General features: G+C 36.9%; 10 protein-coding genes. 4 read left to right on the plus strand and 6 right to left on the minus strand.

Annotated elements, in window-relative coordinates; all coding sequences use genetic code 11:
* Positions 1–199: 199 nt before the first annotated feature.
* Entirely contained in the window at positions 200–1,198 is a 999-nt protein-coding gene (locus tag AsAng_RS01030; protein WP_264790909.1) for a hypothetical protein, read from the minus strand.
* Between the two features lie 439 nt (positions 1,199–1,637).
* On the opposite strand from AsAng_RS01030, the gene AsAng_RS01035 reads away from it, so the two are divergent.
* The 3 genes from AsAng_RS01035 to AsAng_RS01045 all read left to right on the plus strand — a co-directional run bounded on the left by AsAng_RS01035 (position 1,638) and on the right by AsAng_RS01045 (position 5,776).
* The gene (locus AsAng_RS01035) at positions 1,638–2,537 is read left to right on the plus strand and encodes an alpha/beta hydrolase (protein WP_264790910.1); all 900 of its coding nucleotides are present in this window, start codon (positions 1,638–1,640) and stop codon (positions 2,535–2,537) included.
* A gap of 13 nt (positions 2,538–2,550) precedes the next feature.
* A complete protein-coding gene (locus AsAng_RS01040; protein ID WP_264790911.1) occupies positions 2,551–3,882 on the plus strand; it encodes a tetratricopeptide repeat protein in 1,332 nt (443 codons plus the stop codon).
* A gap of 238 nt (positions 3,883–4,120) precedes the next feature.
* Positions 4,121–5,776 carry a C40 family peptidase gene (locus tag AsAng_RS01045; protein ID WP_264790912.1) on the plus strand — a complete coding sequence of 552 codons (1,656 nt, stop codon included), beginning with the start codon at positions 4,121–4,123 and terminating at the stop codon, positions 5,774–5,776.
* A 69-nt stretch (positions 5,777–5,845) separates the two neighbouring features.
* Here AsAng_RS01045 and AsAng_RS01050 read toward each other — a convergent pair whose 3' ends face one another.
* Positions 5,846–9,208 (minus strand): DEAD/DEAH box helicase, encoded by a 3,363-nt coding sequence (locus tag AsAng_RS01050; protein ID WP_264790913.1) that lies wholly within the window; start codon positions 9,206–9,208, stop codon positions 5,846–5,848.
* 404 nt (positions 9,209–9,612) lie between these two features.
* Here AsAng_RS01050 and AsAng_RS01055 point away from each other — a divergent pair, with 404 nt between their 5' ends.
* Positions 9,613–10,905 carry an alpha/beta hydrolase family protein gene (locus tag AsAng_RS01055; protein ID WP_264790914.1) on the plus strand — a complete coding sequence of 431 codons (1,293 nt, stop codon included), beginning with the start codon at positions 9,613–9,615 and terminating at the stop codon, positions 10,903–10,905.
* Positions 10,906–10,921: 16 nt separating this feature from the next.
* Here the strand turns inward: AsAng_RS01055 and AsAng_RS01060 are convergent, their stop codons facing one another.
* The 4 genes from AsAng_RS01060 to AsAng_RS01075 form a co-directional block, all read right to left on the minus strand.
* Positions 10,922–11,845 (minus strand): AlbA family DNA-binding domain-containing protein, encoded by a 924-nt coding sequence (locus tag AsAng_RS01060; protein WP_264790915.1) that lies wholly within the window; start codon positions 11,843–11,845, stop codon positions 10,922–10,924.
* Between the two features lie 148 nt (positions 11,846–11,993).
* Positions 11,994–12,944, minus strand: coding sequence for a lytic transglycosylase domain-containing protein (locus tag AsAng_RS01065; RefSeq protein WP_264790916.1), 951 nt, complete (start codon positions 12,942–12,944; stop codon positions 11,994–11,996).
* A gap of 143 nt (positions 12,945–13,087) precedes the next feature.
* Entirely contained in the window at positions 13,088–13,597 is a 510-nt protein-coding gene (locus AsAng_RS01070) for a DUF2480 family protein (RefSeq protein ID WP_264790917.1), read from the minus strand.
* A gap of 42 nt (positions 13,598–13,639) precedes the next feature.
* Complete coding sequence (locus tag AsAng_RS01075) at positions 13,640–14,044, minus strand: hypothetical protein (protein ID WP_264790918.1); 405 nt, start codon at positions 14,042–14,044, stop codon at positions 13,640–13,642.
* Positions 14,045–14,208 lie beyond the last annotated feature (164 nt).

Below are 14,208 nucleotides of genomic sequence, written 5' to 3' on the forward strand. Positions count from 1 at the left end.
GATCGTATTTGAATCAATAGGGAACGACTATGAATAAGGCAAAGATGACAAAAAAAAATAATTAATCAAAAGAGTATATCTACACTTCATCGAGTTTCCTAAATCGTATAGCAAGAGACCATCAATTTTAGGAAGAAGGAGCCCCAAAATGAGCATAAGAACGGCCACCCTTCTAAGATAGGGAAAGCATGTTAAAAAACTAATTGGCATTTAGACGGCGACGAACCTCTGTAGGAGATAATTTGCCATAGTCATATTTTTGATCTAATTTTCGGATTATGCTTTCTATTTGCCGATAAGTATAGGTGTTTTTGGGGCGGTTCTTTCCCAAAAAACCACTGTTGGGTTGCTTAATTTTTTGGTTGTTAATTTTATTAAGAACATCCATGGCTTGGCTATTTGATTTGCTGGTTTCCCAAGCATATCTAGCTAATTGGAAAGCTTCTTTGTATTGAGCGTCGGTAGGGGTTTCATTGTTGTGTAAGATACTATGTGCTTTTTGACTCAATTTTTGAGATTGTTCTGCTGCACTCCATTTTTTCTGAATGATTTGGTGTTCTCGTTTTACTTTTTCTTGCTCCATCAACTGTTCTGTTAAAAGGCGTTTGTCTGTTTTTAAGACATCCCTTTCTTGCTCAACAGCTCGCTTACTATTTTCCAGTTTTTGATTTAGGATTCGCAATTCGTTCAGTGCATTTTGCAACTCTTGATTGGTCATTTTTATGATTTGTTCATCATTACCAATTCGTTCTGTTAACGATTCGTGAATACTATCTTTGACCCGTAGTTCTTCTAATTTAATTGCCAAATAACTATTGGAGCTTTTTAAGCTATCTTGGCTGGTTTTTAGACTTTTATTAACTTCTTGAATTTCTACGTTATTATTGTGGTAATAGCGCAAGAACCAAATTAACACACTGATGATGGCAATAGAGAAAAAGACAACCGCTATCATTTGTTTTTGGGCTAAGAATTTGCTCCTAGACAAAAATGTTTTTTCCTCAGCAGTTAATTCTAATTGATGTTCAAACTGGGCAATAGATTTGAGCTCATCAGAGGTCAAATAAGCTTGGTTTTTTGAAAATAATTCATGTTTTGTTTTTATCAGATTAAGAACCTTTAACCGCATTCGATCTTCAGCAGATGCTTTTTCATAAACAGTCCTAGCTAATGTGTCGTGAGAAATTTCTATTTTCAAAATATACGAGGTTTAATCCAATAATTATTAATGCAAAATATCTATCATTGTCCGTGGAATTTTTATACCAACTCACATTACTCCGTTTGATAACCTAGTTTTGCTAGCTCATGCAATAATCGATCGAATATATGAGCAAAGCGAACCGAGCCCTGCGAGCTCATAAGCGTTAGCGTACTAACTGCGCTAGTGTGTAGCTAAAGCTATAAAGTAAAAAATCAACAGAGTATTAAACTCACTAATATACTGAAATTAATAAATTAAGCTTCTTTTCCTTGATTTTTTTGTCATCAATCTTTTTATAAAACAATAAACAAAGAATAGAAGTTCAATCCTACTTTTTATAGGGATAATTTGCTAAATTGAAAATTGCTATCTTGTACCTGTTTCAGGTTTTGCACAAAAATAACAAACACATTTATCGTTAAAATCATGCCCTATGCCTAGTCTATCTGCTCGTTTAGTCTTTTTGGTATTAAAAATAAAAGGAGTAAAAAAAATATTTTCACAAAATCCAATTCCCTATAAGAAATTAAGGAAAGATGATATTAAGATTCCATCCAAAAGGATCTTAAGCGGTAATTCATCTAAGCAATTTAAGGTTTTGGATACAACTATAACCCTTATAAAGCCTAAGAATATAAAGAAAACAGACTTTTTGATACTTTATTGTCCAGGAGGAGCTTTTGTGAGTGGTCCAAACTTATTGAGTTGGGAGGGTATTTCCAAATTGGTTAAACAGACAAAAATTACAGCATGGATGCTAGACTATCCCAAAGCACCAGAAGCAACAATAAGGCAAACGACCAAGAATATTCAGGCAGTTTATACAGAAGCGCTCAAAACTTATGCAGCTGCTAATATTATTCTAATGGGCGATTCTGCTGGTGGGAATCTAGTGCTGACACTGACTCAATATTTGATACAAAATGCCCTGCCTTTACCCAATAGATTGATCGCTATTAGTCCCGTTTTGGATAGCAGTTTGTCGAATGCTGCGATTGATGCTATCGATCCCCTAGACCCGATGTTAAGTAAGCAAGGAGTGTTGTCTGCTAAACAAATGAGTAGGGGTGATCTAGCGGCTAAAGATCCTTTAATTTCTCCTTTGTATGGTAGCTTTAAGGGCTTTCCTCCTGTGCATCTATTTATGGGCGAAAAAGATATTTTGTTTCCAGATCAGCAGCTAGGTTGTGAAAAAATGAGCAATGAGGGCGTAGACTTAGAGGTTGTTGTTGGGGTAGGAATGCCACATATATGGCCATTTTTACCTGTTATGAAAGAAGCAAAAATAGCGTTAAATCAAATCGCAAAAATTATTACGATACATACCCATTAAGAATGAACTACCAATGAAAATCGCACCAATAAGACCAAATTTATTGATCGTAATTGTATGGCTAATATCGTATAGTAGCGGCCATGCAGCACCATGGATTGAGCAAAAGACAGAAGTTGAGCAATGGATGGTCAATGAAGATAGTTTAGCACCTTTTAACCTGTTGTTCAAACAAGCCGAGCAAGAGGAAGAAGCTGGCAAGGTAAAAGAAGCCATCATTACTTACGAAAAAGCTTATACGTATTGTGTGGAACACGATAAGGTAGCAAAAAAATTATTCCACTTATACCTTAAATATACTGGTGAAGACAATTTACCAGCGTATAAAAATCGTTTTGCACTTTTAGGTTATCAACACTATGCAGGTTTGGATATCCTTTCGGACAGAGACAAGGCTTATCATTATTTTAGAAAGGCAGCCAATCAGTATAACCCAATAGGAAAAGCAGGTTTATTTTATTGTTTTTATTTTGGAATAGGGGTTGCTAAAGATAAGGTTATTGCTGCTCAATGGGCGAAAGATGCTTGTTACCAAAATAGCGATTTGGAGCAAAATCCTATTGGACAAGCTTTTTTGGGAAAAATGTATCAGCTTGGAGTAGGCAAAAAGCAGTTGATAGACTCGGCTAGATATTGGTATACTAAGGCAGCAGCAGCAGGGAGCGGAATGGCTCAAAATGAACTAGCGATGCTTTACCAACGGAAAATACTAGAAAATGATGCAGGACAGGAATTGGAGTGGCATACCAAAGCAGCAATGCAAGGTTATGCTAAATCTCAGGCTAGTTTGGCCATGATTTATAGTCGAGGAAAGGGCTGCCCAATTGATGAGCAAAAGGCTTTGTTTTGGTTGCAAAAAGCAGCCGATCAAGAAAGCTCAAGAGCGCTTTATAATTTGGGAAATTGTTATTATAAGGGAAAATTGGTTGCCCAAAACTATGAAAAAGCTTATGATTGTTTCTTAAAATCTGGGCGAAAAGGTTATGCTGATGCTTTTCGAATTTTGGGGCTTATGCATTATCGAGGAATCGGAGTAGAAAAAGATCCTATTAAGACGATTGAATGGTATACTAAAGCTGCTAATATGGGAAGTCTTAGTGCTCAGTGTGAGTTGGGTATAATTTATAGAACAGGATTTGGTAGGATAGAACCGAATGCATTACTTGCCTTAAAATGGCTACACCAAGCAGCCGAAACTAATTATGGACCAGCTCAACACTCTTTGGGATCTCTCTATATTTTAGGAATGAAAGATTTGCCTAAAGATGCTGAGAAGGGGAAATTATGGTATCAAAAGGCTTGCGATAATGGTTTTGAACCTGCTTGTTTGAGTCTTCAAAATTAGCGTCATGTGCCCTAATGTTATGGTGGAACTACAGCTTACAATTACTGCTTTGATAGATATAAAAATCTTGCGTTGTAATTCTCTATAATCAATTCTAAGCACTGTACTTAATGAATTGTTTTTTATTATTTTTATAATTTATATGTAAAAATAATTTATTTTGGATATATTGTTGGATTAAGCATTGTAAATGCTTGAAAAACATACAATCATTCCACTCTATAAAACAATTAAATTTATGGCATTTTCACCCGAATTTGAAAAGGAGTTGAGAAAAATTCGACTCCGAGTTACTCAGTTTATGAAGATTCACGCTAACCCCCATGACACTTCTAGGCACAATAAAACTGCTGAAAAATTAAAAAAATTAGACCAAATTATTCTAGCTGCAAAAAAAGCAATGGGAGAAATGTCTAATCAAGAGGTAGTTGAGGAAAAAGCTACCCAATTGGTTATAGGAACCGAACAAACTGCTTTGAGTGCGATTATCCAAGGTGGAGAAAGTGGAGGGAAAGGATATAACGCTTATAATCGAGGAACTCAAAATGGTAGAATTATAGGGGCAGATGTTGATATATCCTTAGTAGATATGACAATCGGCGAAATTCAAACAGCCCAAAACCTTCCTTTAGGAGACCCTAATCGATTATTTGCTGTTGGGAAATACCAAATGATTCCTACCACCTTGACAGAGGCTGTTAGAGCATTGGGATTAAGTGATACCATTAAGTATAGCCCAGAAACACAAGAACTTTTATTTAGTGACTATTTATTGGGCAAAAAACGCCCTGCTATCCGTGCTTATATACAGGGAGACCCTGACACAACCGCTTATGCGGCACAGTTGGCAGGAGCGCAAGAGTGGGCTTCTATTGCTTGTCCAGAGGGGCATGCAAAAGCAGGCAGTAGTTATTATGGGAGTGGAAATCATGCAAGCATTAGTGCCGCTGATTTTTTAAGTGCTTTAGATGAGGCTAGGGCTGCCTATACTCAAAACATTGAAGCAGGAATGTCCTCTGATGATGCTTATAGGAAAGCAGTGGCCAATCTACAGGGCAATGCAACTGCTACAACTACGCCAACTTCAGCAAATCAAGAAGGAACAGCAACAACGGATGATTCTTCGCAAAGAACCGCTACAGAAGAAGAAGAGAATGCGCCTAAAAATGAATTAGGGTTGACAGAAAAGCAGGTAACGGATAAATTAACGGACTTTTTTGAAGCGTTTGACCAAATTACCATTACCGTAGACAATCAGCCCGTTGGGGTTCAGGTTCCTTATTTTATTAATAAAAGAAACACCAAACACAATGGCTGGGATGGTGCTACCGAAACGGCAGGCAAGGGAACCCCAGAGGAATTAAGGGCTTGGCTTCAGAAAGAGGTAGATGATGGTAAGGTAAGAAAAACAGATGCAAAGGGCTTGCGCAAACATATGGAAAAAAACAAGAGAGGAGTTGATTGCTCTGGTTTTGTTTCGCAAGCACTCAATCATTTGGCAGATAAAGACGGAGATATGGACTATGAGGAAGATGATATTTTTAAACCTGATAATACAGGGTCAGGAAGCTTAAAGGCTGGGGCTTCTGGTTTTAAGGCTATTGAGCCTTCTGAGGTAAAAGCTGGAGATACTTTATTTTTTAATAATAGAGGTGGTATTAATCACATTCAAATTGTCGCCAAAAGTTGGGAAGAAGATGGCATCTATTATTATTCTATTTTTGAATCCGCAGGAAGTACAGGTCCTCGCCAAATGGAATGGAAATATGAAAAAGGAGACTTGTATGAAAAAAAGGAGGATAAGGATCGCTGGCAAAAGAAAAAGAATAGAAGCTTTGCTCGTTGGGAGAAATTAGAGCCTCAAGCAGAGCCCGTATTGGACGAACCCGCTTAGGTTTATGAAATGGACTAACTTGTTGTGTCTCTTTTATTTCTTAGAAACGCAACAAGTTAGTTGATTCTATTAACATTTATTTTGTATCCAATCGATTAATGCCGCATAACGTTTGTCTAGGCGCATCAACTGTTCGTTGCCAACAATAATCAGATGTTTCCTAGCCCTAGTCAATGCAACATTTAATTTTCGATCGACCAACTCATCGTCAGACAAAGAAATAATACTTTCTAACTGATAGGCATCGTTTAGACAGAGAGAGATAATAATAATATCTCTAGCGCCACCTTGGTAACGCTCAACCGTATCAATGGTGCAATTTTCATAGTTTTGCTGATGTTGACTGAGAACACTTCGAATTTGCGCAATTTGTGCTCTAAAGGGCGTAATCACTCCAACATCCTCTGGGCGCAATACTTGATTGTTGGCTTTGTAAATCGCATCAAAACCACTAATGATTTTCCCTACTATCTGTGCTTCGTCCAAATTGGTTTTGGGATTCCTAAAGCGATTGATGGTGCTATTAAAAAACAACATTCTATGTTTGATCAATTGCTGCTCTAAATCGCTGGCATTGGTTGGCAATTTATATTGAAGAGGGGCTTTTTGCCAAACGCTGATCGGAAGTTCCTCAGGCAGTAATTTAAGTTGTCCATTGTAAAAATACTGGCTGGGAAATTGACAAATATCCCCGTGCATTCGCCCTTGATGCGAAAGCCGATCAAATGCCCAAGACCAATTGTTTTTCTTGGCTTGATTGTAGAGGCGTTCAAATAAAGAATTTCGTCGATTAAAAAGCCCAATAGCGTGTAGTGCAGGATTGTCTACTGCTGAGCGAGTTTTTTCTTGCAAAACAACGGCTGGTAATTGTTTGTGATCTCCAATCAGTACAAAACGTTTAAAATATGGAAGCATACCAATTAGCATAGGCTCCAAAATTTGAGAAGCTTCATCAATAATAGCCGTGTCAAATTTCTTTAATTTTAACAAGCTGGCTTTGCTGGCAATAGAAGCTACTGTAGAGACAAAAATTCGATGACTCGTAATTTTATGGACTAAATCTTTTCGCTTGCTAATCGTTTTGGTTTGTTCCGAAAATAAGCGACCATGAAAATGAGGATCTGTTGAATATTTAGAGCCAATCCGCAAATAATCTTCTTCTGCAAAACTATGAATGGCTTCACAAATTTCATCTACCGCACGGTTGGTGTAAGCTAGAAGCAAAATTTGTTCTTGGGTATTGTTTAATAAATAACGCACCATTTCAGCCAACATAAACTTTGTTTTGCCTGTTCCTGGAGGTCCCACTAACAAAAAGTAATCTTTAGCGGCAATGGCTTTGTGCAATACTTTCCGCTGTTCTGTGCTCAATTGTGGGTTGCCTAATTTAAGCGGTTTGGCACTGGTTTGTTGAGGGGCATTGAGCGTTAAGAGCAAATTGCGGTTGTAGGTTTTGGTTTGCAAAAAGCTGTATAAGGCACGATATTGAACCTTAAAGCTGCTGTCTAACATATCGTGTTCAATATGCCAGAATAAATCCTCTTCAAATAAGCTGTGATTAAATTGACGATAACGCAATTGCACAACAACGGTATCTTCATCTATCGCCGTAATAGAGCCTTTAAAAATTTGATCGTTTAAAACATTATGCCCTTCTTGGCGATAAGGATAAAAAACAACAATATCTCCTTGTCTAAAATTAGCTAAAGCATTAGTCTTTTTGGTTCGTTGGAAACGAATAAGTGGTGTTTCCTCTCCCGATAAATCTGCTTGAATTTTTAAAAAACCTAAAACCTCAAAAGCAGCATCTTTTTCTTCCAAATCACTCAACCACAAAGCTGCTAAGCCGTTTCTATTGTCTTTTCCTGCTTCGCCTGTTTTTGCCAATTGATGTTCTCTCGCTGTAAAACTGACAAAACTCAAAAAATAAAGTCGTTCTAGGGGGGATGCTTGCTGAATGCTTTGAGCAAAGGCTTGCAAATCTCGCCCTAAAAAACCTTTTGCTTGAGGCAGCCGTTCTGGCGCCAATTGATCAATAATGGTAAAGACCTCTTCTAGCTTTTTCAAATCTAAATCTGCCAGTTTTTTTTCAATCGCAATAATATCATTCCTGACTTTTATGGCTTCATATTGTTGCGATTTAAAGGGCGGTGCGGGTTTTAGATGGTCTTGATCAATACCTGAATACAAAATATAGGTAGGTGATTTTAGTTTTTTGCCAAAGGTAGAACGAACCAACAAATCGTATAAATTGGTTTGTGTATAGTGGTTGTGACTAAGCCCTAGATGGTTGGGGGCAAAGGGTTTTCCACTTTTTAATTCTATAATAGCGGTTTGGTTAGAATGCGGGTCTGAGTCCTTGTACCAAACATCCAATCGCCCTTGTATACCGTACTTTTCAGAGTAAAAAGAAGGTTCTAAATAACAATCTTCTGGGCTAATATTATTTTCCTTTAACTTAACTTTTATGGTTGTTTTTAGATTGGTGAAATGCTTTTGGCTTTTTCTGTAAATCTGTAAAACTTCAGAATCGTTAAACGTAGCAAAAGCCAGTGGATTTAGCGCAAATGCTTTAGGGAAAGTATCTGTAAACGTAACCGTTGGATCGGTCATCAGTTCGTCCAGAAAAAAGTTGGCGACATTTCCCAACATTAAAGGAATGGAATAAGAAAAGGGCAAGAACTTTTTGAGCAAATACAAATCAGCAGCAGCACCAAAATTTTGAAAACATTCTGCAATACTACTGACATCTATCATATAATCGGGCTCGATAACAAAGGCATGAGGGATATAAATTCCAGCTGAATTTACCACAACATCGATTAGATTGAGCGTAACATGATTATTGAAATGTTGGCGAATACTCTGAATGGTAGAATTAAAATTCTCATTGTGCCCTGTTACATTATATTGAACCGTGATGGTTGATTCTGGAGCATCAAAAGGTTTACAAATTAAATACTCTTTTTTAGGATCTAAATCAACTACCATTACCCGAACTTCATCCAAACGGTCTACTTGCTCTAAGGGGGAATGGTTGTCAGCATCATCTTGGATGGTCTCTAAGATGGTTTTTAAATTTGCAGAAACGGGTGTTTGGCAAAAAGCAGAGATGGCATAAGCTGCGGTCTTGAGACTGGTTAGGTAATCGGTTTCAGAAAAAGAAACCTTGCCACGTAAAGCAGCTTTCTTTTTTTTGCGAATTTGATGAATTCTCCATTGCAATGCATCACTGATTTGATGCTCATGAGAAGCAAAGGCAATTCTGGAAAGCATGGTGGTAAATGGAATATTTTTGCTTCGGGTAAGGTCTACAAAAAAAGCAGTTAATAGGCGATCTAAGGCTACAATTTTATCACCATAAGCAGCATGGAGTGCTTGCACTTTTTCAAACTCTCTAAATAATAACTCTGCAAGTTGCGGATTTTTCATATATAATATTCGTCAAGAAGAGATAGTTGTTGCTAAAGAATAGTTTTTCCATTTTTAGCTAGAAAGCCCAAAATACCATTCCTAGAAATAAGGTATAAAAAATTAGGAAATAATTGCCTGATCCTTGTTTTTTTCTATGAAAATGAAAAGATTTCTTTTTCATAGAAAAATAACGACGCTACTCGCCCTGTTTTGTGCTCCAATTTTTCAGATGCCCATCCTTTTTTATTAAATTAATGGTATTCTTTTTTGTTCTGTACCCAATAAATTGGGTTAAAATCGTCAATAGCCCACGCAATTTTTTTCTTGAACTCGACTCTTCTAAGTGCGAAAAGTCAGTGAGTTAGGTGGAATAAAATTTGTGCTAGAATTAGTTTATTCTTTTATTAAAATTAGAGCGTATAATGCGAATTTTACCATTTTTGTTTCTTTGGCTAAGCGGCAGCCTTCTTGCCCAAGAAAATAGCACGACCAAACTGTTAAGTTATGAACTTGTAAAAACCTACACACAAGAAGAATTACAACAAAAATGGAAAGAACAAGGCATTCCAACCTCTGTTGCTCCTGTGCGATATACCATTGACGTTTACGAAATTATTTATAAAACAAACTGGCACAATGGCACTGTTATTAGTGCGTCAGGCTTGTATTATGTGCCTAGGCAAGTTGAGAATTCCCAAGCATTGCCCTTAGTTTGTTATCATCATGGAACACAAATCAAAAAAGAAAGAAAAGTGCGCTTAGGTGGCGAACAGGCAATTTGCATTGGTTTTGCAGCAGACGGTTATTTGGTGGCTCGACCTGATTATATTGGTTTGGGGAAGGGGGAAAAAAATCATCTGTATCATCATGTCCCCACACAAGCTGCTGCTTCTATGGATTTGTTGAGAGCAATCAAGGAGTTAAATCCAAAAATTAAGGTGGTACAAAACGATTTGCTTTTTGCTACGGGGTATTCTCAAGGAGGGCACGCTACAATGGGCTTTCATAAAACCATACAGGAACAATACAGCGAGGAGTTTAAAATTACCGCTTCTGCGCCAATGTCAGGCGCCTATGACTTGGCAGGCGTACAAGAAGAGACAATGTTTAAGGAATATTCACATCCAGGCTACTTGCCTTATTTGTTTTTTTCTTTTCAGGAAGTTTATCAATTTTATGACAATATATCCGAAGTATTTAAAGCACCTTACGATACCATTTTGCCTCCTTTGTATGAAGGTATGCACACAATGGGGTATATCAATCGTCTAATTCCAAGTGTTCCAAAAGATGTGATTAAAACAGAAGTGGTTGAAGAATACCTAGCCAATGATAATTTTCCTTTTAAGAAAGCGCTAAGAGATAATAGTGTACACAATTGGAAGCCAGAACGTCCTGTTTTGCTTTGTTATTGTCAAGCAGATGAGCAGGTGAGTTATAAAAATGCAATTGTTGCCCATCAGCAAATGAAAAAAAATGGAAGCAAACAAGTCCGTATAAAACATGTGAATAAACATTTGGGACACAACGATTGTGCTATGTTTGCTGTTATGCATACCAAAATGTTTTTTGATAGTTTTCGCAAAGGCAGCAAAAGGGGAACTGCTGGTCCCTTAGGAAAGCGTTTTTTGATCGGAATTGGCAAATCTCATGTGGCTAGAAAGGCAAAAAAACGTAGAAAAGAACAGCATAAAAATCAAGCGCTCAAAAAGTAGGATTCTAGGTAAGGAGCTAAGGGGTATATTCAAAATTTTGTAAGAACACTTTTTCATTGCTCAGTTTTAGAACTAACTGCTGCTTGCTCTGAGGACTGTTAATGACCTTCATCAGTTGGTTTGTTTTGCCCGCTGGAATCGAAAATTCAACATTAAAGTTTTTGATGTGAGAAGGTTGAACAATTTCACTAGAATGATGCGGAGCATAGCTCCCTTTTTCGCCCCAGATTTTTACAGCAGGGCACTCGCAGTCTCGATGCTGGCTTAGTCCAATAATAATGCTATAATCGACAATAGCAATGGGGCGTTTCCCTGCGTTTTCGACGGTGAATTTGATGCTGATGATATTTTCTATCGGAAGAATAGACAACTTAAAAACATTGGTAAAAACACGATAATCTGGTTCAATATTTTTACGATCATAATACATCAGATCAATATCGTATTTTGTCGCAGAGAAGGTGCCTGTGTTTTTACGAACGAAGACCTTTTGATGGTATTCTTTTTTTATTTTAAGGTTTTTGGTAAAGGTCTGATAGTTGCGAATAAAAAAGGGCTTTTCCCAAGCAGGCGGAATGTGCAAAACACTCAAAGAATGCCCATTAATCATAATGTCGTAACTATTCAGCTCAAAAAGATGGCTAATGCGTTTGATGACGATTTTATTGAGTTCATTGGTGTCTTTTAAACCACAATCCTCAAATTTTACATCTTTAAATAATTTGCGCCGATCATCAAAACCAATCACAATAAACCCATCGAGTCCGTAGGTATTGGCCATTGCAGTGGTATCTTTCAAAAACTCATTGATTCCCTTTAAAGTTGTTAGATCGTACCATTCATATTTAAAATCAAATTTTAGACTTTCTTTATCCAAGTTAAGAAGGGCATGTTCTAAATGCTCATGTACAATGGTATGAATGCGATTGATGTCTATCATTAGGTGATGGGATTAGCAATGAAAGTGATTGACGATAACTACTTTTCTAGCTTAAAAATTTGAACAGGTAGAAATGAGTGATATTACTTCATTTCCACCTGTTCAAATTACTGAATTTTTAAATAAAAACAACTTCTAAAGCACCCGTTTACTCAACAGGGATTTTAATTTTGTATGTCTTTTTGTACTTATTGGTTAAGGAAGTACGACGCAACCAAGGATTGTACAACTTTAGCATTCGATAAGAAATATTGTGTTTTTTGGCAAAAGCTGCCAAGTCCGAAATGCTTCCAGATTCTGTGACAACTTTAAATTTAGGCATTGCAGGGTACAAATCTTCGGGCTCAACATGAAAACCATATTGAGTAGGATTTTTCATAATCTCTTTAATTGCCATAATACGCAAAACATACCTAGATGTTTCTGAATTAAGATGCAAATCAAAATATGCGGTACCTCCTTGAGCTTTAATTCTCTTTTTTAAGCCTGCTTTGCCCATATTGTAAGAAGCCGCAGCAAGTGTCCAGTTTCCTAAGTCGTTGTAAGCATCCTTTAGGTATTTACAAGCTGCAACAGTAGCCTTTTCTAAGTGGTAACGTTCATCTACTTCGCTATTGACTTCTAAGCCACGCTCTTTGGCACTACCAGACATAAATTGCCAAAACCCTCTAGCACCAGCAGGCGAAACGGCATTGGATAAGGCTGATTCGGCAACGGCTAAATATTTAATATCGTCAGGGATTCCGTGTTCTTTTAAGATTGGCTCTATAATAGGAAAGTATCGATTGGCTTTTTTGAAAAATAAGAAGGTAGCAGAGTGTCTAAAACAATTGGCAATTAACTCTCTATCAAAACGTTCTTTGGCATCAAAATTATCCATGGGTAACAATTCACCAGCAAAATCTACCGATTCGGGCATCTTGGGGGCGTGTACTTCTTGAGCGGGATGATTGGGCTTAGGAGCCAAATCTGGCGCAGCAAGTGTAGCCTGAATTCCTTTTCCCAAACTATCGGGTTTGGTATAAGAGGTTAACATAATAATGGCAATAACAGTAGCGGCACCTAGACCATAAAAAACTAAATTTTTGAATGTTTGCATATTGATTATTAATTAAATACGAGTAAATAATTAATTACGAATGATAGCTTGATCTTTTAGTAAGCAGGTGAGTTTACCTAAAATAGGGTCAAAATTACCATTCGTAATTCGTTGAAAAATCGTTTTATCTGGTCTGTATAAATTTATTTTTTCTTATAGAGTGGTACCATAGAGCAGGGTTCTCCATACATTATTTTCTTAGCCACAGGAGTTAGCAATCGAGCTAATTCGGTATAAGCAGCAATAGGAACAGGTTGATTACTGCACCCTTTGATAACAATGCGTTGATCTTCAAAGGTACTAAAATCTAATGTTGGCAGTACCTTGTAATAATGTGCCGTCACAAAATCAGTGACGGTTCCATGTATAATATGCTTGGCATAAGGAGCAGCACTAATGGTTACCAATTGATAAGCCCAAATAGGAACAATAGCATCGGTAGAACAATGAATGGCTAGATTTTTATCTTGATATTGCGACCAATCATATTCAGCAATAACTGCTCTAAAATCTTTTTCTCGGAGGATAAGTCCTCTAAACAAATATTCCTTAATATCAAAAACAAGAATTTCTCCTTGTGGGTAATAATCTTCTAAATTAATGGTAATGATACCACTTTTTGCGACTCTATTAACAAGAGGTTTTTCTTTCATCGAACAGTTGTTTTAGCCTATTTTTTAGGCTTTTATTTTTAGTTAAAATAAGGTGAACAAATAGATGACTAATACTATAATACCAATCAATCGTATAAGTGTTGCATGTTTTGGGTTTTTTAAGAAAAAGCTAACAGTAAACGGGATACAAGCTTCTAAAAAGATAAGAATATGATGTATCCAGTCCATCCACTTGGGGTAGCCCAAAAACTCCATGATTTGGACAAATATAAGAATAAAACTAATTGCCAATGCTGTACCAAAGAGGGTTTTTCCCTCAGTTGTTGTTGGGCTTGTTTGATCGAGCTGTGCTGTCAATCGTTGAATCGTGGCATTGTAATCTTCTGGAAGTTTGGGTTGTTTTTCGTTTAAATAAGGCAATTGCATAGAGGATTCATACTCTGTGGCCTCTTCTTCGTGCTTTTCTTGTTCGGGATTCTTTTTCATTGCTAATTGATCGGTTTGATTTACCAATAAATCAAAGCACTAATGCACTCAGATTTTTATCCATTTAATTGTTCTTAAATTGTTGTGTAGTCTTTCCTTGTTTTTAGAAGGAGTGGTTAAATAATAATCGTTTTTAAAATTTTGGAAGTTACCTAAAAAGATAG

It is taken from the genome of Aureispira anguillae, assembly GCF_026000115.1.
Classification (GTDB): Bacteria; Bacteroidota; Bacteroidia; order Chitinophagales; family Saprospiraceae; genus Aureispira; species Aureispira anguillae.